Here is a 25,313-nt window from a genome sequence, read left to right on the forward strand (position 1 = left end):
TTGGTATTTTTGTTTAAAACAACAGACTCAAGTCAGTGAAGACAGCCACCGCAGCAAAGCCTCAGTTAAAGAAAAACGAAACTCCTCTTAACCGCCAATATAATCAGATTAAGGCCAAATATCCTGGTGCACTGCTGCTCTTTCGCGTGGGTGATTTTTACGAAACGTTCGGCGAAGATGCCGTAAGAGCCAGTAAGATACTAGGTATTACGCTCACCAAACGTAATAATGGCGGATCGAACGAGGAATTGGCTGGGTTCCCGCATCATTCCCTGGATACACACCTCCCAAAACTCGTTCGGGCGGGCGAGCGCGTAGCTATCTGTGATCAGTTGGAAGACCCGTCTGTGGCGAAAGGAATCGTTCGTCGGGGTGTTACCGAGTTAGTAACACCGGGTGTTTCGTTCAACGATAATGTGCTCGATACCCGGCGTAACAACTACCTCGCAGCCGTTCATTTTGGCAAGGGCGGAGCCGGTCATTCAGACGATACGTTTGGCATCTCATTTCTGGATATTTCGACGGGAGAGTTTCTGGCATCGCAGGGGAACGCGGCCTATGTTGATAAGCTGCTGCAAAGCTTTAATCCGTCGGAAGTGCTGTATTGCAAGCGCAATCGTCAGGAGTTTGGTGCCTTGTTTGGCGATAAATTTCATACTTATACGCTCGAAGACTGGGCGTTTACCTACGATTTTGGCTATAATTTCTTAAAACAGCACTTTCAGACGACCTCGCTCAAAGGATTTGGTATTGAAGGTCTGCCCGATGGCATTATTGCCGCTGGTGTAATTTTGCATTACCTCAACGAAACGGAGCATAAAGATCTTCAGCACATTACCCGCGTGACGCGGCTCGAAGAAGACCGGTATGTATGGCTTGATCGGTTCACGATTCGTAACCTCGAACTGACGGCCGCCCAACAGGAAGGGGGCGTTCCGCTCATTCAGATTCTGGATCAGACCGTCACGCCGATGGGAGCACGATTGCTTCGTAAATGGCTCAATTTGCCGCTTAAGGAAAAGGCGTTGATCGAAGAGCGCCTTAGCATGGTTGAGTTGCTGACCGATGATGTAGATCTGTCTGAAACGATGGCCAGTCACCTGCGCCAGATTGGTGATCTGGAACGATTGGTTTCTAAAGTGGCCGTTCGGCGCATCAATCCTCGTGAGTTATTGCAGCTTAAACGGTCGTTGCAGCATGTGCTGCCAATTAAAGAACTGCTCATTACGGCGTTGAATCAGAATGAGTCGGGCTCGTTGAAAAAGTACGCCGACCAGTTGAATCCGGTCTCGTTTTTACTCGACCGAATTGAAACGGAGCTTCGGGAAGATCCACCGACGCTTTCGAATCAGGGCGGTATGATCAAACCCGGAATCAATGCTGAACTGGACGAATTGACCGCCATAGCTTATTCGGGCAAGGATTACCTGCTGCAATTGCAGGAGCGCGAAGTACAACGGACGGGCATCAGTTCGCTGAAGGTGGCCTACAACAAAGTTTTTGGCTATTATCTGGAAGTGACCCATGCCCACAAAAGCCGGGTGCCGGACGATTGGATTCGTAAGCAGACACTAGTCAATGCCGAGCGTTACATTACGCCTGAGCTGAAGGAATATGAAGATAAAATCCTGAACGCTGAAGAGCAGATTTTTCAGATAGAAGCGCGGATATTCAATGAGATGGTTCTGGCGGCCGGCGAGTATGTCGGCGCTATTCAGCAGAACGCCCGTACGTTGTCCGTACTGGACGTGCTGGCGTCCTTTGCCCGTGTAGCCGTTAAAAACAAATATGTGCGGCCGCAGATCACAGAAACCAAAGTTCTCAACATTAAAGATGGCCGCCATCCGGTTATTGAGCAGCAACTTCCCCCCGGCGAACATTATATTCCGAACGATATTTTCCTGGATGATGAAACTCAGCAGATCATCATCATTACCGGGCCAAACATGGCTGGTAAATCAGCGCTATTACGCCAAACGGCTTTGATTGTCCTGATGGCACAATCGGGAAGTTTTGTGCCCGCATCGTTAGCCGAAATTGGAATCGTAGACAAGATTTTTACGCGCGTTGGCGCGTCGGATAACCTCTCGCGGGGAGAAAGCACGTTTATGGTCGAAATGACCGAAACCGCCAGTATCCTGAATAACCTCAGCGAGCGAAGCCTGGTCCTGATGGACGAAATCGGGCGCGGAACGAGTACGTATGATGGGGTCTCAATTGCCTGGTCGATTGCTGAATACCTGCATAATAAAACGGATTGCCGCCCCAAAACCCTGTTTGCGACTCACTACCATGAACTGAACGACCTGGCTACTGACAATGCGCGTATAAAAAACTACAATGTGTCGGTTAAGGAGATGGGCAATAAAGTGATTTTTCTGCGTAAGCTGAAGGAGGGCGGTTCTGAGCATAGTTTCGGAATACACGTGGCACAAATGGCCGGGATGCCCGCTCAGATTGTCAGCCGGGCAAATGAGATTCTGAAACAGCTGGAAGCATCGCATGGCCGCGAAGCCAATCGGGAGAAAATCCGGGAAGCCGTCCCACAGGAACGGGAACTTGCCCTGCGTATCATCGAATCGGGCGATCCTAAATCCGAAGCCATTAAAGAGAAACTGCGCACCATCGACGTAAACAGATTAACGCCCATAGAAGCCTTGCTGAAGCTGAATGAGTTGCTGAAAATGGCTGAATAATAAGCATTAATGAGTTGCCACCTGAATTGGGAATACGAGAGAATTCTGGCCAGCTCAACAACTGATGAGGGCTTAACGGATAGATGACTAACTACTAAACAACAGATAAAAATGGACCTAAATGTATTAACTGCCCCACTCACCATACAGGAAATTGAATGGCGGGTTCAGAGCCAGACCAAAGACGGTCAGAAAATCGTTGTAGTGCCGTATATAACCAACCGTTGTGTGATGCAGCGCTTCGACGATCAGTTTGGCTGGGCCGGTTGGCAAAACGAAATCAAGGAAATAGAAGGTGGTTTTTTGTGCACAATCACGGCCATTTTGCCGGGTGGCGAAATTGTCAGAAAGACCGACGGTGCCAGCCGCACGAGCGTCGAGCCCGTGAAGGGCGGTATCAGCGATGCCATGAAACGGTGCGCTGTGCAGTTTGGACTAGGCCGTGCTCTGTATGACTTCCCGAAGGTGCTGATTCAAACCACCGATAAGTACATTCCTGACTGGGCCACGCCTTTGCTTGACAAAATGGTGGAGAAACTCAATGCAGGAGGAGCTGTGCGCGATGTAGTAGTGCTGAAACCCGAACACGCAAAACCGGCGGCAAAAGCTGCCTAAGCAGTTAGCTAGTAAGCCTAAAAAAGGCCATAACGTTGTGTTATGGCCTTTTTTAGGCATGAAAAGTGCGCCCCGGATCTAAACACTTTCTACCATTTGTGCTTTGTGTTCGATTCGTCGGCGCAGAAGCCGTTTGCCAAACTGTTGGGCTGGTTCTTCAATCAGTCGATAGGTAATGGTAGAAATGCAGGCAATTGGTAATAACAGGATCAGGAACTTCAAATTGAAATTCAGAATGTTTGTCAGTACACTGTGAACCGGAATGATTTGCTGGGGCAGTATCTTATTCATCCAGTATAAAACCCCAAAATGTGTTAGATAGGCGCTATAGCTGATCTTGCCCATAAAGAGCGTAAACCGGTTGACCAGCAGTTTAACCGGCCATTTGGCTAATCCGATAATAAGCAGAGCAAAGCCTATACTACCAAACAAATGAAGTGTATGGGGTAAATTCGGAATAAAATGCTGAACGTACGTTTTGCTAAAGATCAGGAAAGCAATTGTAGATAGCGCAAAACCGGCTACCAGAGGCTCAACATGGCGGTGGCCTTTAATGACAACGAAGTAGGCAACAATGCCGCACCCGAAAACCGGTAACTGATAGGGCAGGTAATAAAACAGGTATTCATTCAGGAGCTTGTCGGATTGGATACCGGTAATTTGCGACAGTAGAGACGTAAGGACGAACCCGAACAACAACGAACAGGCTGTAAAGAAAATAGCCTTGTTCAGATTCGTGATCCGGGTAAATAAATACGGCACAATGGCATAGAATAGCACTTCAATACCTACCGACCAGCCACCAGGAATAATACTGTTGATCCAGACAGGGCTTAACCCATGAAGTAACAGAATATTGGCCAGTATACCGTAAACATGGTAATTGAGCGTCGATGAGATAGGCTGGTGGAAAAAATAAGCATCCTGATACAGGTAGTACAGAATGGCTACGTAGTACATGGGTGCAATCCTGAAAAAACGCCGGATAAAAAAGTTGAACTTACCTGTATCTGTTTTTTTTCGGCGATTCAATGATAAAAAAAGCGTGAAAGCACTAAGCACATAGAATAACTGTACCCCCAATGCCGCTGGTGACCCCAGCGTATCCATGATCGAATAAAAAGCTGGATCGCTGTAGTGGTATAAGTGGCAATGGAACCAGATGACGCTTAAAATAGCGATGCCTCGCAGGGCATCAATGTAGTCTAATTTCATCAGGTATTAATTTCAGTTTATGGGTGAATGCCAACGTGCCATTTACCGTCAACCTTGACTTGGTCAGCAAATTGAATTGTTATGCAAAGATAACAATTGCAGGTGGCACTAAAGGCCACCTGCAATTACCTTACCAACTAATCCAATAGAAAAGGGTATTTTTTATTGAAAGGCTATTTTCCGCCACCAACCGCTGCGGGGCCACCCATACCCTGCGATAATACTAAGAGCTTGTCACTCAGTGTTTGAATGGCTTTTTTGTAGCGCAGTTCGAGGTCGGGCAGGTTGGCAGTCGATTTGAGAGAGGCTTCGTAAAGAAAACCCGGTAACATCCATGAAGCATAACCACTGTTGGGGTCCGAAGACGCATAGAGCGACCGGTACCAGGCGCCAAATGCATTTCCTTTAGGATCAATAAATGAACGTTCCAGAAGTCTCAGCTCCCGATTCAGTTCGGCTAATTTATCCGTACGGCCCGTTTTGAGGTAATTTTGCCGCGCAATTTCGCAGGCATCGGCATTCTTTTTTAATTCGGCAACGGTGCTAAGTACTGGCTCAATGGAATAGGTAGGCGAATACGCCTGAATGGCTTTTTCGGCAGCTTTCAGGTGAATAGCCAGATCGGCCGGGTAGCGGGCAACATCGTAGGGAACGAGGTCTGCATTAGCGAGCCGCAGCGTCATCGTACCAACAACCTGCTCCATCATCGGCCCCATTTTGTAGGTTGGATCAGCAAATTTGTCGTAAAAATAGAGGTCGTCGTATTGCGAGTGATAGAGCGTTGGTCCTTCCATCCCGGCACTCAGTGAGGGAATACCGATATGCATATAGGGGGCGATATGATCCGATCCACCACCAAGATTACCAATTGTTGGCTCACCCGCCAATACGGCGGGAGCCGATGAACCCGTTACCCGGGTTGGGTTTCCCGCTGCCTTATGACCCATCCAGTGCTGATAAACCGTTTTATTGGAATCGGGATACTGAACAGACTGGGTTGCTTCAATAATGAGTTTCTTCATCGATGGCGACGCACTAGCCCCAAAGGTCCGGCCCGAAACGGCGGCATCATAATTCATGTAGGCAACGGCTTTTTGGGTCAGCTCATCGCGGAATTGCTCGCTCCATTCGGCGGAGCCAATTACGCCGGGTTCTTCGGCATCCCAATGGCAGACTTTAATCGTGCGACGGGGCCGTTGCCCGGCTTTGGCCAGTTTACCCATCGATTCGGTCATGCTCAGCAGCATGGCTGTACCCGAATTCGGATCAGTCGCTCCGTATGACCAGGCGTCGTAATGGCACCCGGCAATAATCCACTCATCCGGAAATTCTGCGCCAGTCAATGTGCCAACGACCTGGTAGATCCGCTGAATGGTTTTCTCCTGTTTCACCATGAGCCGAACCTTTAAAGCAGCACCGCCTTCGAGCCGATACGTATAGGGCAAACCGCCCTGCCAGCCAGCCGGAACCGATTGCAGGCCGGTCATGCGTTTCAGAATTTCGGTGGCCGATCCGTAGGGGAGGGGCGTTACCGGGATTTTGTGTAGCCCTACTGCATTCTGGTCGAGCCGCTTGGGCGTGTTTTTAGCATCCATTGGCAATGCTGCTTCGCCCGGTGTCAGTGGATCGCCGGTATAAGGTGTTGTTAGAAGCGAACCACGCTGAATTACACTTTCGCTATAATATGGCCCTTCGGGGAAGGTTAAACCGCGCATGTAGCCCGAATCGGCAGGATCAGTAAAGATAATGACGCCAATTGCACCGGCAGCCTGCGCAAACTGCGCTTTGTAACCCCGAAAGTTACCGCCGTAGCGTGCCAGTACAATCTTGTCTTTTACCGAAATGCCCATCGCCTTCAGTTGCTCGAAATCTTCTTTACGACCATAGTTGGCATAAACAACTTCGGCGGTAACATCGCCCGAACCCGACCAGGCATTATAACCGGGTGTCAGGCGTGGATCGCTGCTGTACTTATCTTCCTTAAACAGAAACTCACGGATGTTGAGGGGCTGGCGGATCGGCTCAACCAGTTCGACGGCGATTTCACCGGGGCCTTTCGGCAGTAATACATCATGTGGATAGATGTCTACCTGCCAACCGGCTTTGCGCATCGTTTCGGCGATATAATCACGCACCTGCTCGTTTTCTTTGGTGCCCGTGATGTGGGGCACACTGCTCAGCTTTTCGAGGTGTTGTTTGAACGCAGCCGGTGACTGTTTGGTCTTAAACTCAGTCTCCAGTTTAACCTGTGCTGCCTGCCGCGCCGGAATAAATCCAGTGAGTGCCGGGGTTACGTTCGACTGGGCCTGCGTAGCGAATCCGCTAAACATCAGCGCTAGTGCCAGGCTGGTAGTTTTGAGTAGAGGGAGATTATTCATGAGAATCAGATTGTATAATTCTCAAATATCGGAATTTACTCTGGTAAAGAAGATGAATCGTGAATGATTATTGGGTAATAAAAAAAAGGACGTACTGATATCGCTTCGAGCTGTGCCACGATTTGTTTACTTTCCAGTAGTAACCGTGGCACAGCTCGAAGCGACATCAGTACGTCTCCTGAATAGGACTGACAGACCTGAATTACTTAGGCATCGCGAAGATACTAGGGTCTACTTTAGGGTTAAAAACGATGTTCGTCAGCGTCATGGCGAGTGGTCCGGGCATGCCAGGGTTTTCGAGTTCTAACGAGGAGGGAATGGTTAGCCCTTCAATGGTTTTGTAATTACCGTACTTAACTTTTACCTCGCCCGATTGTCCCTGAATACTAACCGTAGTTTTCATGCTGGCCAGTTGATAAGTAGTCGCATCGACGTAGTAGTTGGCCACACCTTCGGGTCTCGTTATCTTCAGGTTATAGACATCCTTGTCGTTCACTTTCTCTTTACCAACCAATTCGACCGGATATTTTTTGTCCTTTGCGGTTGCCAGATCAGTCCCTATAACAGAGGCATTGCCCTTTAAAATTTTCACCTGTTCGTCGGGAAGGGCTTGTGCGGTAGCGGCACCCGTCATTGGATTGATCGTCCAGCCTTTATCGCCATCGGTAACCTGTACAATTTGCTGACCCATAACGGCAATGTCGTTGCGGTACGATTGGGCAACGACGATGGTTGTTTTGCCGGTCAGTTCCTGTCCCATAATGCTTATATTCTGATCATACTGGAGCGTCTTGACAGCGGCAATTTTGTCAGCACCACCTACCGCAGCAATGTTCTTGTCAATGATTTCATCGGCTGTTTGCGCAAAGGTCAACGCCGGAATTGCCACGAAGGCAATAAGGGTAATCAGTTGTTTTCTCATGAAAAAGATAGTCAGAAACGTTTTCAAAGATACTACTCGACTAGCGAAAGACTAGACGAGTTTCGGTATAGTTAACCAGAAAACAGGCCGCATCCTGCATGGTCGGCAACTTTAGCGGGCAATCGGCTTGCAGGGCTGATGACGGTTATATACCTTCATTGGTTCAAACGTTAAACGCAATAAATCTTTCCGATGTTATCGACAACCCGCGTCAAACTTTCCGTCATGATGTTCCTCCAGTTTTTTGTGTGGGGAGCCTGGTACGGTCAGATGAGTAAATACCTGCTGACTCAACTACATTCAACGGGCGATCAGGTCGGCAATGCCTATGCCGCTTTTTCGCTGGCCATGATTATTGCCCCGTTTTTCGTTGGTATGATTGCCGACCGTTATTTCGCGGCTCAGAAAGTGCTTGGTGTTCTCAATCTTCTAGGCGCGGTAGTCTTGTATTTCATTACGCAGAACACGAATCCCGATAACTTTTTTTACCTGATTCTGGCCTACTGCATCACATTTGCGCCAACGCTGGCACTTACTTCTTCCATTGCGATGCAGCAGATGACCAGCCCCGAAAAGGAATTTCCGGGTATACGCGTATTAGGAACCGTTGCCTGGATTGTGGTGACGAACATCGTTGGTTATTATGGCTTCGGCGATAAGGTGACCATTTTTCAGTTATCAATGTACTCGGCAGTGGTGTTAGGGGTGTTCTCCTTTTTTCTGCCCGATACACCACCTAAAGCCACTACGGCTACGTCGTTCTCGCAAATACTTGGTTTGGATGCGTTCAAATTATTTAAAGATCGCTCATTTGCCATTTTCTTTCTGTCATCGGTGCTGATCTGTATTCCGTTATCGTTCTACTATGCCATGGCAAATCCATCGCTAACGGACGGTGGGATGCAAAATGTTGAGAACAAAATGTCGCTGGGGCAGGCATCGGAAGTTATTTTTATGCTGCTGATTCCGCTGGCCTACACGCGTTTAGGCGTAAAGAAAATGCTGATCGTTGGGCTGGTGGCCTGGATTGTTCGCTTCATCTGCTTTGGTTATGGCGATGGCGGTTCGGGTGAATGGATGCTCTACCTGGCTATTGTGCTACATGGTGTTTGCTATGATTTCTTCTTCGTAACGGGCCAGATTTACACCGACAATAAAGCGGGTGAAAAAATCAAATCATCGGCGCAGGGACTCATTTCGCTGGCCACTTATGGCATTGGCATGGGTATCGGCTCTAAAATTTCGGGGATTGTACTCGACATGTATACCCGCCCCGATGGCACAAAAGACTGGCTGGCGGTCTGGCTCGTTCCGGCTGGTATTGCCGCTGCGGTATTGATCGTATTCGTGTTGTTGTTTAATGATAACAAGCGGGTTCGGGCAACGAAAGACGAACTGGTGCCGGGATCACTTTAATTAAATGCAGAATGAAGCTAGGGTAATGATCATAAGGGTTTCATTCTGCATTATCCAGGTTTATGGAAAAGAAACCACGAATTAAGTTTTACAAAGATCTAAATGGCCCTCATGTAGATCAGGTTCGCGAACATGCATTAATGACGCCTGAAGAACGTTGGCTTGCCTTTCTGCGGCTTAAACGTAGACATTATGGTCTGTTTGGAAAACCTCAAAAACGTGAGAAACGAATTACTGTCGAAAAGCCAACATGGATTTAGAGGATGATAATTTTATCCGGTTTGTAGTGGCTGCAGATGATAGTAAACTTGAATACATTCTTATTGGTGGGCTGGCACTTATACTAAATGGGGGTATTCGTTATACTGAAGATGCGGATGTATGGATGGAGCCTACTAATGAGAACCGTGATCGCCTGATGAGTACGTTACGTGCGCTGGATTTTACTGAAGAGGAACTGGTAGGTCTTACCTTAGCCGATTTTACCCAGCCCCAGATAATTCGTTTGGAAGATCAGATTGATATTCTAACACGAGTGCATATTCAACTAAAATACGATGACTGTCGCAAGCGGGCAAAACCATTTTCAATGCCGGGTGGTCAGGTTATTTACTTCCTGCATATCAATGACCTGCGGGAAGCTAAAGTGCTTGCCCGTCGTACGAAAGATTTGAATGATATTCTCATGATTGACGAACTCATCGACGAACTTAAAAAGCAAGGTGGTTCAGAAACTAACCAATCTTAAGTGCAACTAATTTCATACAACCTAAACGGTATCCGGGCGGCTATCCGCAACGGACTGACCGACTGGCTCGCTCAGGAGCAGTTCGATATCCTCTGTTTTCAGGAAGTAAAAGCTACTGCCGATGTTGTTGATCTATCGGTATTTGAACAGTTAGGCTATCAATACCATTGGCACGCGGCCGAAAAGAAAGGCTATTCGGGCGTGGCGACATTCTCGAAAATTCAGCCAACGAACGTAGTCATCGGTTGCGGATTAGCAGTATATGACTGCGAAGGCCGTATCCTGCGCACCGATTTCGGCGATCTGACCCTGTTGAACTGCTATTTTCCATCCGGTACGTCGGGTGAGGTGCGGCAAGGTGTCAAGATGGAGTTCTTACGCGATTTTTACGATTACGTGCAGGAATTGAGGAAATCCCGCCCGAAAATTATTGTCGTTGGCGACTACAATATTGCGCATAATGCCATCGACATTCATGATCCGGTACGCAACAAAAATACGACGGGTTTTCTGCCCGAAGAACGGGCCTGGATGGATCGGTGGTTTGAATCGGGTATAACCGACTCGTTTCGCTACAAACATCCAGACGAAGTTGCCTATAGCTGGTGGAGTTATCGGGCCGGTGCCCGGAACAACAATAAAGGTTGGCGTATCGATTATGCGTCGGTCACCAATAATCTGCGTGACCAACTTGTCGATTGCCGGATGCTTCCCGACGCTGTTCACGCCGATCACTGTCCGGTATGGCTATCAATTACGCCCTAGCCTGAATCTGACTCTTTCACAAAAAAGCCGTGCCACAACTGATGTGGCACGGCTTTTTACATTAATTGCTTTTCTTTGCTTTGACAGCCTCGACGTTTTTCTTCCGGTTTTCCAGTTCCGTCAGGGCGTTGGTCTGGTCTACTTTGTTGGTTTCAATGTCCTTCTGAAGTTGCTCTAACTCCTTGGCGTTATCGTCGATTCGCTTTAGCAGGCGCTCTTTTTCTTTCGCATTTTGCTCGACTGAGCGCTGAAGCTGCTCGCCTTTTTTGACCATTTTCTGGTGATTTTTCTGTGCTTCGTCAAAACCGCCTTCAACGAGTCGAACTTCCTGCCCGAACAGGCTTTTATTCGCAAAATCTTTCAGAATCTGCTCAGCCGCCGAGTAACCCGTACCGCCTGTTTTAACATAATTGCCACTTCCCAGATCATACGATACAAAAATTGTGGCGGATGTTTTAGTCGATTTTACGGTACTGACCAGATTGATCGGTTCCGACGAAATAGCCTGAATGTCAGCGTTGGGGATTCGATACGTACCGCGTGAAGCCGATAGCCGTCCGTAGGTTTTGAGTTGTTCTTCCCAATCTTTTTCGATCTGCTTGCCATCACCCTGTAACGTCAGGTACAGTCCGGATAGCTTCGCTTTATCGACCGTTGTTTCGCCTGCGTAAACGGTTTGCGCGTAGGTTTTCCCACTAAAAATAGCCAGAAGGAGAAGAAGTGTAATGTGTGATACCAGTTTCATAGAGATATATTGTTTAACTTATTGGGTATTAATCTGCTGGGCGTCGAGTTGTTCACTTTTACGGGTGATCAATAATCGCTTATCGCCATTTTGTAGCGTTGTGGCAAAAATATAGATGTCACCCCCTTCGTGTAAACCCAGCTTTTTACGTAGTTCGGCCACTGACTGCGGGAAGTTCCTGACGGTCAGATTGGCTTTCATCGCAGGGATAAGCGATTGTACAATTTTTCGGTCCGGCTTGACTACGTCTTCCACCCGAAAGGTGCGGCCAGGAAAATCGCTTTTTAGCACATTGCTGGTATATAAATGACTATTTGGAGCCAGTTTTGACAGACCGAATCGGTTGGCAATCAGGCGAAATGCTCCGGCTTTCATAACAGCCGCATTGGGTTCATAAACATACTGCTGTGGATCATTCAGCGTAACGCTGGCTGTCGATTCATCGCCTTTAATAAACTGAAAGACAGCATTACCTGTCGCAGTCATATTAATGGCTGTTACTACGACTGCCTCCGCAGCAATTGGTTGTTTCCCGATTACCAGCATGATTTCCTTTACTTCATTCTGCACGGCTACAATATGCACCGCTTCGACCGTAAACAGTTGTCGGACGGTAAAATCCACATCAAGTAACGGTGATGCCTTTACTAAAATTCGTTTTCCCTTCGCTAATAAAGCTGAAAGAGTGCCAGGACTGGAAATGTCCGGTTCGCAATCCTCCAGTCGGCTAACTTTTCCTCCCTGTTCGTCCCGTCGGTGTGGGTCGAGATAAATCCAGTCGGCGGTTTCAGGCCAGTGCGCTATAACCTCCAGACCATTCCCTGTTTGGGTATCCACATTCGATGCGTTCAATAACGGCAGATTATGGGCTGCGAGTTCAACCAGTTCGGGTCTTTGCTCTACATACACTACTCGATTGACCCGTTGCGCAAATGCCCACGTGTCTACGCCCATACCGCCTGTAAGATCAAACAGCAACTGCCCACTCACCAGGGAGGCTTTATAATGGGCAGTACGTTCAGAAGAAGCCTGCTCAACTGATAACGCCGGTGGAAACATAAGCGCATTGTTGGCATACCAGGTCGGCAGTTTATCGCGGGCTTTTTGGCGGGCGGCAATCTGGGCAATGACTTTTTTGGCGTCAATATCGGCAGGTTGTTTGCGTAAGGACAATGCCCGGATATCGTCGGTGATATGGTTGCTGATGAAGAATTTTTCGGCCAAAGAGAGCGTGCTCAATGAAATAAGTATTAATTAGTTTTTAATCTATTTTTAATTTGTTTTTAATTTTGTGCAACGCACTAGATAAGTCCTGCGTTCATCCTGTACAAAACCCACAGAAACTACCTTATTCATGCAACGAGTTAATCCACTCCGTACGCTGTCAACTTACAACCTAAGTCTGCTTCGGCAGGATCTTCCGGCGGGACTATCCGTTTTTCTGGTAGCGCTCCCGCTTTGCCTGGGCATTGCACTTGCCTCCGGTGCACCCCTTTTTTCGGGTTTGGTCGCTGGTGTAATCGGCGGCATAGTTATCGGCTTAATGTCTGGCTCTGAACTTAGCGTCAGCGGACCGGCTGCCGGGCTGGCAGTTATTGTGGCTGATGCCATTGCAAAAGTAGGTTCTTATGAGGCATTTTTGGTGGCGGTCGTTTTGGCCGGGGTCATGCAATTTGTTTTGGGAATCATTAAAGCGGGCAGATTCAGTAGCTTCTTTCCCGACAGCGTAATTAAAGGAATGCTGGTTGCAATCGGAATCGTCATTATTTTAAAGCAGATTCCGCATGCACTGGGGCGCGACAATGATTATGAGGGGGAGTTTGAGTTTCAGCAGCTGGCCGATGGTGAAAATACGATCTCGGAAATTTATCGTGCTATCGAAACGGCAAGCACCGGTGCTGTTATAATCAGTCTGATTTCTCTGGTTTTCCTGATCGTGTGGGAACGGATAGCCGGGAAGAGCACACGAGCGTTTTTTCGAAATTTTCCAGCTGCTCTGGTAGTGGTGCTGATTGGCGTGGGACTAAACGAGTTTTTCCGGGTGTCTGTTCCGGAATGGTATTTGGGTGATACAGCGCATCAGCACATGGTTCAGATTCCGACCATTTCGCCGGGCAAAAGCCTATTTTCCATTTTCGACTTTCCTGATTTCAGCGTTCTCGGTAACCCACAGATTTATGGTATTGCCGCTACGATTGCACTGGTCGCCAGTCTGGAAACACTCCTCAATCTGGAAGCGTCAGACCGCCTTGACCCGGCTAAACGGGTTTCTTCAACCAATCAGGAACTGATTGCTCAGGGTGTGGGCAATGTGCTATCCGGATTAATTGGCGGGTTGCCTGTTACATCGGTCGTCGTGCGAACGTCGGCTAATATTTATAGTGGCTCTAAAACACGGGTTTCTGCGATTTCACACGGCATTATTCTGCTCATCGCTGTCTTTTTAGGTGGGCCCATGTTAAACCTGATACCGCTGTCGTGTCTGGCCGCCGTACTGATCATGGTCGGTTATAAATTAGCAAAACCCGCAATTTTTCGAAAAACGTACCGGGATGGCTGGAGCCAGTTTGTGCCGTTTATGGTGACGGTTATTGGTATCGTTTTCACTGATCTGCTGGTAGGGATCGCGCTTGGCACGGTCGTCGGAATTATTTATGTTCTGTATACAAATTTCCAGTCCTCGCTCCGGATCGATCGCGATGGACGCAAGGTGCTTATCGAATTTGAGAAAGATCTCTATTTCCTGAGTAAACCACAGCTTAAGGAAGCCCTGGGAAATTTACAGCCCGGCGATGAAGTCGTGATTGATGGTACGAAAGCCCCCTTCATTGACCACGATATTTTCAACATGCTTCACGACTATCGGGAAACGGCAAAAGTGCAGGGTATTCACTATGAACTGCATAATGTGGTATTGAATCGACGGAAGCGTATCCGGAACCAGAACGTTAAAGTAAATACGTAACTCCGGCTGATTGATGGTTAGGTCTTCCTGAAAAGGATAAAATCAACTGGCAGGAAGTTCGACCAAGAGAAATTGACACCCCACAGCGCTTAATTTAAGTGCTGTGGGGTGTCGTGTTTTATAGCCTCGGAGATTCTTCAAGTAGTGAAAATTCGTACCTATACTGTTGCCTACAGAGTTGCTTAATCAGGTGCCAGCTAGCAGGCCAAAACCGCTTAATCTATACTTGCTGGTAAGCTATAATTTTATGCCTGATTCTGCTAAATTTAAAAAAGCAAATCCCAGAAAATGCTTCTGGAAATAATTGATAATCAGGGGGGCTAAAATATTTTTTTATTGATTCTTCAAAAATCACTGACATCTGTCCTATAAGCTTGATAAAATCATTGACAAAGCAATCTGCCTGCTTCCTCGCAGTCTTCATAACCTTTACTACAGTGTTCTATGCAAACGCAATTTCTAACCTACACACTAAGCCAGAAATTAGGTGAAGGCGGTATGGCAACCGTCTGGTATGCTGAGAACTTTCTCGGAAAACGTTTTGCAATCAAAGTGCTCAAACCCGGCATGGAAGGCAAAGAAAAACTGGCCGAGCGTTTCCGGCTTGAGGCTAAAATGATGGTCAGTCTAGAACACCCCAATATCCGTCAGGTATTCGACTTTCATGAAGATGAAAATACGATGGCGATCATTATGGAGTATCTGGATGGAGAGGACCTGGGGCGCTATCTGATCGAACAGGGGCCCGTCTCTGAACAGCAAGCCGTCCGGTGGTTTACCGATATTCTGGATGCGATGACGTATGTACATCAGAAAAATTACATTCATCGCGACATCAAGCCTTCTAACTTATTTCTGACCCGCAACGGCCAGATTAAGGTGATGGATTTCGGGATTGCCAAGATCGTTAATGCCAACCTGGAACTGACCGAAACGCATACCAATATCGGCTCTCCGCAGTACATGAGTCCGGAACAAATCACGACGCCTAAAGCTATTGATTACCGGACCGATATTTACTCGCTGGGTGTGACGCTGTATGCGCTCTTAACGGGTAGAAAGCCTTACGATGATTCCTACGGCTCGTCGTATACCGTCCAGGCGGAGATTGTTAAAAAGCCACTACCGCCAATTCCGGGCGTATCTGATCACGTCAACGCTGCCATCCAGAAAGCCACGCAAAAGAACCCTGCCGATCGGTTTCAGAGTTGCGATGAGTTTAAAGACGCATTGATGGGTGTGAAACCCAGTGTGATTGAGCTCGATGACGAAAAAACTCAGATTAAAGACAACACTAATGGCCGACTGAATCTAATCGATAATGGTCAGAAAAATGACCTTAACGGTTCGATAGATGACCAGAAAAAACGGACCGACGATGCTATAAAGACGGATGATAAAAAGAAAACAGCGGTTCAAAAACCAAAGACGCTCCGGAAACTGCTGCTTGTATTTGTAACCATCGCGAGCCTAGGCGCCCTACTTGGTTGGTTCTGGGTTCAGACTGTGAAAGGGGAAATTACAAAAGGGGTCGAACTGGCCGATAAAGGGGAGTACACCGAAGCGTTCTCCATCCTTTATAAAAACCGTGATTCGCAGTTCATGACGCCCATAGCCATCAATCATTTAGGGTATATGTACGGAACCGGTACGGGAACGCAGCAGGATTATAGCGAAGCGCTGCGCTGGTACTGGAAGGCCGCCGACAAGGGCTATATGCTCAGTTTAAGTAACATCGGAGCTTTATACCAGAACGGTCTGGGAGTGGAGCGGGATTATCAGAAAGCACGGGAATATTATGAACGGGCTGCTGCCGCTGGTATCGCTAAAGCAAAATACAATCTGGGCGAACTGTATACGAATGGGTATGGCGTTAATCGAAACCTATATGAAGCAGCCCGCTGGTATCGGGAGGGTGCTGAATTAGGTGATGCCAGTGCACAGTATAAACTTGGGTTGGCTTATCATTATGGAAGTGGCGTGAACCGCGATTATTCCCAGGCTGAATATTGGTACCGGAAATCCGCAGAACAGCGCTATGCGGAGGCTCAGAATGCATTAGGTGCTCTTTATTATTTTGGCTACATCGGCGGTAAAGGCATCGACTACGCAACGGCCCGATTCTGGTATGAGCAAGCCGCCAGACAGAATAATATGTATTCACTGTATAATCTGGGCTATATGTCCGACTACGGCGAAGGCGTTGTCAGGGATTGGAACGTAGCCGTCGATTATTACAAACGAGCCGCCCGGCTTGGTTATGCAAAAGCCCAGAATCGCCTGAATCAATACTCTATTCGCTGGTAATCATCGGAAGTTGACCTGGAACCATGGCATGATTCCAGGTCAACTTCCGATGATTACCAGGGCCGCTGAATCAGTTCTTCGACAACTCTTAATCTTGCCTAACACCATGACTCCCAATGCCTCCAGGCCACCAGCTCTTCGTGTTATCCGTATCGGAAAAAATAAAGATAACGACCTCGTTCTCGAAAAGCCGGGCATTAGCCGTTACCACGCCAGACTCACACTCTACACCGATTTTTTAGCTATGCTGGAAGACCTCGATTCAACGTATGGGACCGAGGTAGACGGGCGTCGGATCGTACAGAAAATGATTACGCCCAGTAGCACCGTTGTATTAGGAACAATTGTGCAATTAGATCTGAAATCGATTTTCGATAAAGTCATTACGCCGGTCCCAGTCCCACCGACTCCAAATCCAAATCCTCAACCTGTGATTCCTATCGGTGGAGGGGGTAGACCACCCGTGTTTGCCGAAGAATTTAAACGGCTGAATTGGCATTTTGAGCAGTATTCTGCTGCTAAACAGGAAATCCTAACTGGTGATCCGAAGAAAAAAGCCTGGATTCGCGTAGCTATTGGCTGGGTTCCTTATGCCGGTTTTCCACTTGCATCGCTGATCGATGCTTATGTCTTCAATACCAGCGAACGAGTTCAGGTGCTGGATGAAGCCTTCCGACGCGATTACAAATGCCCGAACCCGGCTTGCCAGCAATTTTTAGGGTATATCCCTTTCAACGATTTGCTCCATCAGAGACAGTGCCGGTACTGTAAATGCCTCTGGGTCGACACTTGAAAAAAAATAAAACTTTTTTTCAAGTATCCACTGACATCGCCATACCCTCTTGGATAAAGATATAGAACCCGCTTCAAAAGCGATCCAAACTAGTCAATCATACTAAACCATGTCAACAATGAACCCGACTTCTGAATCATTTGATCAGCCTACGCAAGTAGGAACGACCGGCGGAAAAAAACTGACCCGCAAACAAAAATCCCTCATTTATGCCGGTTTAGGGGGAGTTGCTGCTTTAGGTGGTGGCAGTGCACTTGCCTGGGGCATGAGTAAGGATGGCGAAGCCAACGAGAATCATCCAAAAACAGAACCAAAACCGGCTTCTGACGCTCATGCCAGCGTAGAAGAACCAAAAAAAACTACGGAAACCCCGGCCGACAGCACCCACGTAACAAATCAGCATGGGTCGGCTAAACCCTCTACTGACCCCACTCATTCAACTACCCAAACAAACGAAACTACTAATACCAACGACCCCATGGTTGCTACACACGTTACCGATGAAATGTCATTTGATGACGCTTTTAAAACCGCTCGCCAGGAAGTTGGTGCCGGTGGTTATTTCGAGTGGAATGGCAACCTCTACAATACCTACTACAAAGAAGAATGGGACGCCCTGTCTGCGAAAGATCGGGAGGAGTATGTTGCCACCGTTTATGGCGACGGTACTAACACCGATCATCACGCATCATATTCTTCCACAGCCAGTTACGAAGCGAACAAGCCCGAGGTAAAAGTTGGTGAATACAACGGCCATATTGTTGGATTGGGCGACGCCGATCATGACGGTGATGCAGAAGCAGTTGTCATTGACGGAACGGTTGGATTTGTTGATAAGAATAACGACGGAATTCTGGAAACCCGCGTTGAACTTGACCCCACAACGCATCAGGTGACGGCTCAGAGCCCGATGGCAACTACCTACGAAGCGCCGAAAATGAGTGACCTGAATGCGTCAGCCTCCGGATCTTCGACAACTGTCAGTACGGCAAATGGTCAGGTTGAAGTGCATCGGGTTGAATACCAGGGTCATGACCTTATCCTGGGTGATACAAACCACGATGGTGATGCGGAAGTACTCATCATGGATGAAACGAATGGATTCGTTGACGCCGACAATGATGGTATCATGGAAACCCGCGTTGAACTCGACCCTACAACGCATCAGGTGACCGGAAAAAGTGCGATGACTGAAGTGTATCATGCGCCCTCGATGACTGCGTTCGATGCTCGTCAAAATCAAAATACGGCTACTGCCACCGAAACAAAGCCCGATGTGGAGGTCATAAAAACATCGGTCGACGGGCATGAGGTCGCTTTGAGTGATACCAATCATGATGGTTATGTCGATGTTATGGTTATGGACAATGGGATCGGTGCCGTCGATAAAGATGGTGACCATCAGTTTGAAACAGCCGTACGGGTCGATATGAATACTGGCGAGGTTGTGGCTGTTGCTCCGCTGGAACATGTACATGATGCACCAACAATGGATAGCATTAATACAGGCGAGCATGCCGATGTGGCCCACGATTATGATAACAATGCCGACGTCAGTGAGTGGGTTGCCTAAACTGATTTCGCTCTTTCTATTCCATAAAATTTGCCGTTAGTCAATCGTCATGAACGTTCAGGAACTCAATCTCACTTGCGGAAATCCAGCCTGCCGAGCCCGGCTTACTGTCCGGGTCAAGGTCCCTACCCAGACCAAAGAGGTAAAATGTCCGAAATGTGGCTATCTCAATCCCTTACCCATGCATTTGTTAGTGCCCGAACAGCCTGAGGGTGTTGATGAGGGAACGTTGATCAAAGAAGGCGACAGTGAGAAGACATGGATACAGAATCAGGAAGGAGGGAAACCTGCGCTGCCTGAAATCCTGGGGTGGCTGATCGTTCATGACGAAAAAACGGCATCGCAAACGTTTAATCTGAAAAAAGGACTCAATACAGTGGGTCGGATTTCGCAGAAATCACCTTCAGATCTGATGATTCAGACCGAAGACCGTTATATGAGCCGTCCTCATTGCACGATAGAAGTGAAGATCAACAAAATGGGGCAGGTCGATTATGTGCTCCAGGACGGCTCCCTGAAAACCGATGGTACCCGGAAAAATAGCCAGAACGGAACGTTTCTTAACGGTCAGGAGCCTGCTCTTCATCCTTCGGAACAAATCTACCTGAAAGACGGTGACACCATTCAACTTGGTGAAACCAAGGTTGTTCTGAAAACCTTTCAGATGTCTGAATCGCTGCAAAAGGCCCATCGTCAGGTAGAAGGCAGCGACTTTACCCGTACCATTCTATCGTTTACCTAAAATCGGCCCACTCCTATGAACGTGTTCATTCAACAACCTTTAGGGTATTCATACCAGGGGGGACGTAGTAATAACGAAGACAACATTTTCCCCGTTGCTGGTGAGGCAACCGTGGGCCAGCGATGGTTTATGGTCTGTGATGGGGTAGGCGGTGCAGCCCGTGGCGAAATAGCAAGCCACATAGCCGTGGAAGGATTTAACGACTATTTTGTCCAGAATCAGACAGAGGTTGCTACCTCAGATTATCTTCAGCTGGCTCTCGACTCGGTGCAGGCTCAGTTTGACGACTACCTGACGCGTCATCCGGAAGCGCATGGAATGGCAACGACGCTTACGTTATTGTTTTTTCACGAAGCCGGTGCTACCGTGGCCCACATTGGCGACAGCCGAGTCTATCATTTGCGGGATGGGAACGTAATCTGGCGGACGGAAGACCATTCGCTGGTCAATCAATTGATGAAAGCTGGTGTTATCACGCGCGAAGAAGCCCGTGAACATCCCCAGCGAAATGTCATCGAACGGGCGATTCAGGGAGGTAGTAAAGCCGTTAAGCCCGATGTTCAGATCCTGAACGATATTCGGCCCGGTGATTATTTCTTCCTGTGCACAGACGGTGTACTCGAACGCGTTAGCGATGAGCTTCTGGAAAACGTTTTGGGGAGTAAGGAGTCGAACGAGCAAAAGAAGCAAACCCTGATCGATTGCTGTATCGGCAAAACCAAAGATAATTTCTCGGCCTATCTGGTTCAGATTGACGCCATTCGTGGCGATGTACCCGAAGCGTACCGGGTATCTGCGCCGATCTATGCTCGTCCGCAGGCTCTGCCCGATGAAACAATCGCAGTGGTGGCCGTCGATTCAAAACGTACCGTACCAGCCCAGGAGAATGTGTTGTTCCAAACGACGCCAATACCAAAGGTCGATCCCATAAAAAAACAGCCTTTACTTGACGATCGCGAAAACGATAAACCCCGCCCCGACATCAATTCGATCGTTCTTTTGTTGACGATTGCCCTTTTTGCGGCCGTTCTGACCGTAGGCGGAATCTATGTTTACAATTGGTGGAAACAGCCTGCTGAGGCTGGCAAAGCGGAACAAGTGGCTGCCGATCACGGAAAAGTCAATAACAGACCTCGAACGGATGGTAAACTACCACCAAATTCAACAAAGAAAACAACCCCTATTCCCGATGCGGCTACTGTGGAGGGTATAACTCAGACCATTGGCGGAGAAGATGGTAAAATTGAGATCACCAGAAATCTGTATAAGAAGCAAACCGAATCGGGCTGGATATTAGTGAATGAAAAAGGGCGGCAGAAAGGCGATAAGGTATACGAAGTCATTCGTGAGCCGAGTGAAGAGCGCATTGCAGTCATGCAAAACAACAAGTGGGGCTATATCAACCTGAAAGGCCAGACGGCTATTGCGTGTAAATTCGATATGGCCGACGATTTTGAGGATGGGAAAGCGCACGTTGTTCGGAATGGCAAAGAATATGATATAGATAAAAAGGGCGAACCGGTTAAGGAAACGCCATCGCGGGCCGAATCGGAGAACCATAGCAAACCGTTCGACGGAACTCCAGCGCTGCCACCAGCCACTAAAGGAGATGAGCCTGGTCGGTAAAGCCTTGTTATACGTAGTGAATTTCAGTTGGATGTTGTGCCAATCTTTAGAACAAGCCCCATACTGCCATGAAATGGTTTCTTTTAAGTGCTTTGATTTGGGTTGCGACGATCGAGGTAGTTGCTCAGCAAACCTACGCCGTGGTTGTGGGCGTGTCAGATTACGTAGGTACCCGTAATGATTTGCATTTTGCCGACGACGATGCCTGGCTGGTAACCCGATTTTTGCGCAGCCCGAAAGGAGGAAGTATTCCACCCAATCACATCATTACCTTAACCAACGGTCAGGCTACACACGCCAACGTACTCCAGGCACTCCGGATTTTTGAGATGGCTAGGCCCAGTGATCGCATCCTATTTCATTTTTCCGGCCATGGACTTGATGGTACTTTTTTTACCGCAGACGATCAGGAATTACTACACCAGGAGTTGAAAGCAGCTTTCCGGCGTTCGGCGGCCAAAACGAAAATTGTCTGGGCCGATGCCTGCCATTCAGGAAGCATAAGACAATCGTCCAGTGTTCGTCCCATAAATAGCCAGAAGAATTACAGCCAGTTCAACGACCCGTCACTCAATATCATTGTTATGGCTTCGTCGCGATCCAGCCAGAATTCAATGGAACAACCCTTTTTGGGGCAAGGTGCTTTTACCTACTTTCTGGTGAAGGGAGCCCAGGGCGATGCCGACCAGAATCATGATGGAATAGTCACCATTGCTGAACATTATCAGTACGTTCGGGATCGGGTCCAGCAGGTAACCCATAACGCGCAGATACCAATAATAACGGGCAAATTTTCTAACACGTTGCCGATCACAATTTTATAATTGATGTATGTATATTGAGGGAAAATCAGTCTATTCAGCGAATATGCTTCTTCCTCACAATCCGTGCACTGCTTTTTCGACCGATGAATTGCTCTATGCTGGTTTAAAGAACAACGATGACCGGGCTTACGCTTGCCTTTATGCACAGACATTTCGCTCTTTTGCGCATTATGTACAAACAAACCGGGGGAGCATGGAACAGGCACAGGATGCTTTTCAGCAGGGAATTGCCGAGTTCTATGTGGCCGTAAAATCGGGTCGTTATCAATTATCACCAACGGCCCGCCTGAAAAACGTGCTGTTTGAATTTTGTAAGCGTAAGTGGATTAACGAAGTGCAAAGTGCGCACCATCGTCGCACACAAGTGGTAGAGGTTTTCGTTGATCAGAAAGAGGATGATGTATCGGATGAGTTGATAACATTTTCAGAGAACGTCGGTAAAGTGAACCAGTTGCTGAAACGGATGGGTGAGAATTGCCAGCGTGTCATTGACCTGTTTTATCTTCAGGGGAAGCCACTGGCCGAAATTGCTCAGATCATGAACTACACCCCCCAAACCGCCCGGACAAAACGGTATGAATGTACCGAACAGCTGAAGCGAATGTTTTGGGGAAAAGGCTAAATCAGTCATTAGGCATTCGCTTTCGGTCAACGAATGAAAGCGAATGCCTATAATCACATACTAAATTTCGAACTCATGGCTTTAACTGAAGCAGAATTCGACCGAATTGAAGCGTTTCTGGATGGAAGTCTTCCTCCCGACGAACGTCAGCAAATGGAAGCCGAAATGGCTCAGGATAGTGACCTGCAACGGGCCGTTGAAGAGCATCGGGTCATTTGGGAAGGGCTACAGGTTCCGGTTGCCGTAGAGTATTTTCAGGAAATGCATGGTCAGCTTGACCAACAGGGCCTGCTACAAATTGATGATATTTGGGTTGAAGCCGATCAGCCGGATGATGCCGCAACCGACCATCCAGCTCATCATTCACACGATGATGAACCCGAAGTGTTTGTGGCCGACGATCCGAAAACGGATTTGGGGAGCACCAGCCATCATATTGACGTAGCAGTCAATGAAAATGCGGATACTCATTTGTCCCCAGAGCAGGACGAAACCCATGATGGATGGAATAATCCGAACGATTTCGAGCCTCCACATACGCATTTTGACGGCCATGATGATTATGTTTAGAACGTAAATAGACCCTAAAAAACCAGCCCGCAAACTTAAGTTTGCGGGCTGGTTTTTTAGGGTAGCCTGAATACAGAATCAGAAAGGTTGAATTTCAGTAAGCTGTTTTGACTTTGTATACTCAACTAAATAGTGCCAGAAACCAGTCAAAGCCGGACTTGACGAGTGGTTGTAGTTTCCAGCCTTCAGGAAGCATCAAATCAATGATCATCAGAATGTGAAAATGATAGGCGAAAAAGAGGTAAAAGATCCCTTTTGCCGCGAAAACGATAACTTCCTTTAAGACATTAGCTAAACCTTCAAATAGACTCCCAATAACTCCAAGGTAATCGACTGATGGGGTTGTATTCGTCGGAATTACCTTTTTGGGCGCTGCTTCTTCCTGCTTTACCTGATCTTCGTTCGGTTTTTCGTCTTCCTCTACCCACACAACAATGTCTTCTTCCCCAGGAAGATCATACTCCCCGGCATATTGGATGGAAGGCCAAACCGCGAGCAGATCTTCTGCCTTTTGAACCCGTTGGTTAATATCTTTAACCAGACACCGCCGGATCAGGCTTTGATACGGTTCGGCCACTGTCGACAAACGGGCCGGTAGCTCGGCATTGGCAATCTGTTTCATAAGCTCAATCTCCGAATCAGACTCCTGGCTGTCGAGCCTGAAGGGTCGTTCGCCGGTATGCAGCTCATAAAGAACCACCCCATAAGCCCACAAATCGACGTTTGTGCGCATTTTGCCATTGGTCAGTTGCTCTGGCGACATATAGCTCAATGAACCGCCAACCTTACTATTGGAAAACGAAAGATCGGCATTCGCCACATTCCGTCCCAGACCGAAGTCTGCAATTTTAGGTACAAGTTTTCCCGCTTCTACATCGACCAATACATTCGCTGGTTTCAGGTCGCGGTGAATCGTCTGGTACGAATGCAGATGCTGTAAACCTTTTAGAATTCCAGTGGATAAGTCATTTATTTCAGAAGAGGTTAGCGGGCGCTGGTGGATAAGCTGAGCCAGATTTCCGGCTTCATAGTAGGGCATTATCCCATAGTCGAACCACCCGGCAGAGGGTAGATTAAACCGGTAATTGCTCTGATAACGTATCAAATGCGGATGAGGAGGTAACTGATTGATCCGTTTGACTTCTTCTTCCAGCGAAAGACTTGGCTGGCTCAGGTCCACTTTCGAACATTTGATAGCCACAGGTTCGCTGGTCTCCGTATCGAAGGCGCGATAAACCGTGCCGAACCCACCCTGACCGATCAGGTCGCGGGTTGTATCGTAGCGATAGCGCTCTAAAAATTGGTCGAGTGTCATGGCTTCCAAAAGGGTTTGCGATCGTTTAGGTTATGCTGCCAGTAGTTCATTGACTTAGACAGCTATTCAGGAAATCCGCCGGAAGGTTGCATCGCCCCAGGCCAGTTTGGGGTAGAAAATAAAGGGTAGAAACAACAGTCCAATTGTAAAGGCTTCGCTTTTGCCAAATCGTTTGCCCAATAGATTGAGCACCCAAATCAGGACTACGATGTTCACGAACGGAATGATCAGCAGAAACACCCACCACCAGGGTTTATCGACAATGCGAAGTAGGGTTAAGGTGTTGTAAATGGGGACGATAGAGGCCCAGCCAGGTTCTCCGGCTTTCTCGAACGTTTTCCAGAGCGCCGTGATTAGCACCCCGGTGATCACCAGCCATCCGGCAACGATCATCAACGTACCTGTTTGGGCTACAGTTCTCGATGTATTATCGTAGTAATATTGTAAAAGAATGATCGCATTCATGATCGTAATTA

General features: G+C 47.9%; 22 protein-coding genes. 15 read left to right on the plus strand and 7 right to left on the minus strand.

The window, feature by feature from the left end:
* The first annotated feature begins 35 nt into the window (after positions 1 to 35).
* Positions 36 to 2,696, plus strand: coding sequence for a DNA mismatch repair protein MutS (gene mutS / locus GJR95_RS40270; RefSeq protein ID WP_162391256.1), 2,661 nt, complete (start codon positions 36 to 38; stop codon positions 2,694 to 2,696).
* A 111-nt stretch (positions 2,697 to 2,807) separates the two neighbouring features.
* Complete coding sequence (locus GJR95_RS40275; RefSeq protein WP_162391257.1) at positions 2,808 to 3,311, plus strand: Rad52/Rad22 family DNA repair protein; 504 nt, start codon at positions 2,808 to 2,810, stop codon at positions 3,309 to 3,311.
* 78 nt (positions 3,312 to 3,389) lie between these two features.
* Here the strand turns inward: GJR95_RS40275 and GJR95_RS40280 are convergent, their stop codons facing one another.
* The 3 genes from GJR95_RS40280 to GJR95_RS40290 form a co-directional block, all read right to left on the minus strand.
* Complete coding sequence (locus GJR95_RS40280; RefSeq protein WP_162391258.1) at positions 3,390 to 4,526, minus strand: acyltransferase family protein; 1,137 nt, start codon at positions 4,524 to 4,526, stop codon at positions 3,390 to 3,392.
* A gap of 173 nt (positions 4,527 to 4,699) precedes the next feature.
* Positions 4,700 to 6,904 carry a M28 family peptidase gene (locus tag GJR95_RS40285; protein ID WP_162391259.1) on the minus strand — a complete coding sequence of 735 codons (2,205 nt, stop codon included), beginning with the start codon at positions 6,902 to 6,904 and terminating at the stop codon, positions 4,700 to 4,702.
* Between the two features lie 202 nt (positions 6,905 to 7,106).
* Entirely contained in the window at positions 7,107 to 7,826 is a 720-nt protein-coding gene (locus tag GJR95_RS40290; protein WP_162391260.1) for a LolA family protein, read from the minus strand.
* 192 nt (positions 7,827 to 8,018) lie between these two features.
* Between GJR95_RS40290 and GJR95_RS40295 the strand changes: the two genes are divergently transcribed.
* The 4 genes from GJR95_RS40295 to GJR95_RS40310 all read left to right on the plus strand — a co-directional run bounded on the left by GJR95_RS40295 (position 8,019) and on the right by GJR95_RS40310 (position 10,755).
* Complete coding sequence (locus tag GJR95_RS40295; RefSeq protein WP_162391261.1) at positions 8,019 to 9,242, plus strand: nucleoside permease; 1,224 nt, start codon at positions 8,019 to 8,021, stop codon at positions 9,240 to 9,242.
* 62 nt (positions 9,243 to 9,304) lie between these two features.
* The gene (locus GJR95_RS40300; RefSeq protein WP_162391262.1) at positions 9,305 to 9,502 is read left to right on the plus strand and encodes a hypothetical protein; all 198 of its coding nucleotides are present in this window, start codon (positions 9,305 to 9,307) and stop codon (positions 9,500 to 9,502) included.
* Positions 9,493 to 9,990 (plus strand): DUF6036 family nucleotidyltransferase, encoded by a 498-nt coding sequence (locus GJR95_RS40305; RefSeq protein ID WP_162391263.1) that lies wholly within the window; start codon positions 9,493 to 9,495, stop codon positions 9,988 to 9,990. Before GJR95_RS40300 ends, GJR95_RS40305 begins: the two co-directional genes overlap by 10 nt.
* Positions 9,991 to 10,755 carry an exodeoxyribonuclease III gene (locus tag GJR95_RS40310; RefSeq protein WP_162391264.1) on the plus strand — a complete coding sequence of 255 codons (765 nt, stop codon included), beginning with the start codon at positions 9,991 to 9,993 and terminating at the stop codon, positions 10,753 to 10,755.
* A gap of 61 nt (positions 10,756 to 10,816) precedes the next feature.
* On the opposite strand, the gene GJR95_RS40315 is transcribed toward GJR95_RS40310, so the two are convergent.
* Together GJR95_RS40315 and GJR95_RS40320 are read right to left on the minus strand one after the other, a co-directional pair.
* Positions 10,817 to 11,500, minus strand: a complete 684-nt coding sequence (locus tag GJR95_RS40315) for a hypothetical protein (RefSeq protein WP_162391265.1) — start codon at positions 11,498 to 11,500, stop codon at positions 10,817 to 10,819.
* Positions 11,501 to 11,518: 18 nt separating this feature from the next.
* Complete coding sequence (locus tag GJR95_RS40320) at positions 11,519 to 12,739, minus strand: THUMP-like domain-containing protein (protein WP_162391266.1); 1,221 nt, start codon at positions 12,737 to 12,739, stop codon at positions 11,519 to 11,521.
* A 115-nt stretch (positions 12,740 to 12,854) separates the two neighbouring features.
* On the opposite strand from GJR95_RS40320, the gene GJR95_RS40325 reads away from it, so the two are divergent.
* The 9 genes from GJR95_RS40325 to GJR95_RS40365 all read left to right on the plus strand — a co-directional run bounded on the left by GJR95_RS40325 (position 12,855) and on the right by GJR95_RS40365 (position 23,522).
* On the plus strand, positions 12,855 to 14,465 hold the full coding sequence (locus tag GJR95_RS40325) for a SulP family inorganic anion transporter (protein WP_162391267.1): 1,611 nt from the start codon (positions 12,855 to 12,857) through the stop codon (positions 14,463 to 14,465).
* A 444-nt stretch (positions 14,466 to 14,909) separates the two neighbouring features.
* Complete coding sequence (locus GJR95_RS40330) at positions 14,910 to 16,772, plus strand: serine/threonine-protein kinase (protein ID WP_162391268.1); 1,863 nt, start codon at positions 14,910 to 14,912, stop codon at positions 16,770 to 16,772.
* A 106-nt stretch (positions 16,773 to 16,878) separates the two neighbouring features.
* Positions 16,879 to 17,565 carry an FHA domain-containing protein gene (locus GJR95_RS40335; protein WP_162391269.1) on the plus strand — a complete coding sequence of 229 codons (687 nt, stop codon included), beginning with the start codon at positions 16,879 to 16,881 and terminating at the stop codon, positions 17,563 to 17,565.
* Between the two features lie 118 nt (positions 17,566 to 17,683).
* Positions 17,684 to 19,138 carry a hypothetical protein gene (locus tag GJR95_RS40340; RefSeq protein WP_162391270.1) on the plus strand — a complete coding sequence of 485 codons (1,455 nt, stop codon included), beginning with the start codon at positions 17,684 to 17,686 and terminating at the stop codon, positions 19,136 to 19,138.
* 49 nt (positions 19,139 to 19,187) lie between these two features.
* The gene (locus tag GJR95_RS41740; RefSeq protein ID WP_174260254.1) at positions 19,188 to 19,880 is read left to right on the plus strand and encodes an FHA domain-containing protein; all 693 of its coding nucleotides are present in this window, start codon (positions 19,188 to 19,190) and stop codon (positions 19,878 to 19,880) included.
* 15 nt (positions 19,881 to 19,895) lie between these two features.
* Entirely contained in the window at positions 19,896 to 21,506 is a 1,611-nt protein-coding gene (locus GJR95_RS40350; RefSeq protein WP_162391271.1) for a protein phosphatase 2C domain-containing protein, read from the plus strand.
* A 68-nt stretch (positions 21,507 to 21,574) separates the two neighbouring features.
* Positions 21,575 to 22,330: a caspase family protein gene (locus GJR95_RS40355; protein ID WP_162391272.1), complete on the plus strand. Its 756-nt coding sequence runs from the start codon at positions 21,575 to 21,577 to the stop codon at positions 22,328 to 22,330.
* A gap of 43 nt (positions 22,331 to 22,373) precedes the next feature.
* A complete protein-coding gene (locus GJR95_RS40360; RefSeq protein ID WP_162391273.1) occupies positions 22,374 to 22,952 on the plus strand; it encodes an RNA polymerase sigma factor in 579 nt (192 codons plus the stop codon).
* 75 nt (positions 22,953 to 23,027) lie between these two features.
* Positions 23,028 to 23,522 carry an anti-sigma factor family protein gene (locus GJR95_RS40365; protein WP_162391274.1) on the plus strand — a complete coding sequence of 165 codons (495 nt, stop codon included), beginning with the start codon at positions 23,028 to 23,030 and terminating at the stop codon, positions 23,520 to 23,522.
* Positions 23,523 to 23,643: 121 nt separating this feature from the next.
* Here the strand turns inward: GJR95_RS40365 and GJR95_RS40370 are convergent, their stop codons facing one another.
* A complete protein-coding gene (locus tag GJR95_RS40370) occupies positions 23,644 to 24,837 on the minus strand; it encodes a serine/threonine protein kinase (RefSeq protein WP_162391275.1) in 1,194 nt (397 codons plus the stop codon).
* Between the two features lie 66 nt (positions 24,838 to 24,903).
* A complete protein-coding gene (locus GJR95_RS40375) occupies positions 24,904 to 25,302 on the minus strand; it encodes a DUF5684 domain-containing protein (RefSeq protein WP_232541015.1) in 399 nt (132 codons plus the stop codon).
* Between the last annotated feature and the right edge of the window lie 11 nt (positions 25,303 to 25,313).

It is taken from the genome of Spirosoma endbachense (assembly GCF_010233585.1).
Classification (GTDB): Bacteria; Bacteroidota; Bacteroidia; order Cytophagales; family Spirosomataceae; genus Spirosoma; species Spirosoma endbachense.

Bases quoted from the DNA above. Each gene is read 5' to 3' on its own strand.
- GJR95_RS40275 (WP_162391257.1), top strand. From the start codon at position 2,808: ATGGACCTAAATGTATTAACTGCCCCACTCACCATACAGGAAATTGAA.
- GJR95_RS40280 (WP_162391258.1), bottom strand. From the start codon at position 4,526: ATGAAATTAGACTACATTGATGCCCTGCGAGGCATCGCTATTTTAAGC.
- GJR95_RS40285 (WP_162391259.1), bottom strand. From the start codon at position 6,904: ATGAATAATCTCCCTCTACTCAAAACTACCAGCCTGGCACTAGCGCTG.
- GJR95_RS40290 (WP_162391260.1), bottom strand. From the start codon at position 7,826: ATGAGAAAACAACTGATTACCCTTATTGCCTTCGTGGCAATTCCGGCG.
- GJR95_RS40295 (WP_162391261.1), top strand. From the start codon at position 8,019: ATGTTATCGACAACCCGCGTCAAACTTTCCGTCATGATGTTCCTCCAG.
- GJR95_RS40300 (WP_162391262.1), top strand. From the start codon at position 9,305: ATGGAAAAGAAACCACGAATTAAGTTTTACAAAGATCTAAATGGCCCT.
- GJR95_RS40305 (WP_162391263.1), top strand. From the start codon at position 9,493: ATGGATTTAGAGGATGATAATTTTATCCGGTTTGTAGTGGCTGCAGAT.
- GJR95_RS40315 (WP_162391265.1), bottom strand. From the start codon at position 11,500: ATGAAACTGGTATCACACATTACACTTCTTCTCCTTCTGGCTATTTTT.
- GJR95_RS40325 (WP_162391267.1), top strand. From the start codon at position 12,855: ATGCAACGAGTTAATCCACTCCGTACGCTGTCAACTTACAACCTAAGT.
- GJR95_RS40330 (WP_162391268.1), top strand. From the start codon at position 14,910: ATGCAAACGCAATTTCTAACCTACACACTAAGCCAGAAATTAGGTGAA.
- GJR95_RS40335 (WP_162391269.1), top strand. From the start codon at position 16,879: ATGACTCCCAATGCCTCCAGGCCACCAGCTCTTCGTGTTATCCGTATC.
- GJR95_RS40340 (WP_162391270.1), top strand. From the start codon at position 17,684: ATGAACCCGACTTCTGAATCATTTGATCAGCCTACGCAAGTAGGAACG.
- GJR95_RS41740 (WP_174260254.1), top strand. From the start codon at position 19,188: ATGAACGTTCAGGAACTCAATCTCACTTGCGGAAATCCAGCCTGCCGA.
- GJR95_RS40350 (WP_162391271.1), top strand. From the start codon at position 19,896: ATGAACGTGTTCATTCAACAACCTTTAGGGTATTCATACCAGGGGGGA.
- GJR95_RS40355 (WP_162391272.1), top strand. From the start codon at position 21,575: ATGAAATGGTTTCTTTTAAGTGCTTTGATTTGGGTTGCGACGATCGAG.
- GJR95_RS40360 (WP_162391273.1), top strand. From the start codon at position 22,374: ATGCTTCTTCCTCACAATCCGTGCACTGCTTTTTCGACCGATGAATTG.
- GJR95_RS40365 (WP_162391274.1), top strand. From the start codon at position 23,028: ATGGCTTTAACTGAAGCAGAATTCGACCGAATTGAAGCGTTTCTGGAT.
- GJR95_RS40370 (WP_162391275.1), bottom strand. From the start codon at position 24,837: ATGACACTCGACCAATTTTTAGAGCGCTATCGCTACGATACAACCCGC.
- GJR95_RS40375 (WP_232541015.1), bottom strand. From the start codon at position 25,302: ATGAATGCGATCATTCTTTTACAATATTACTACGATAATACATCGAGA.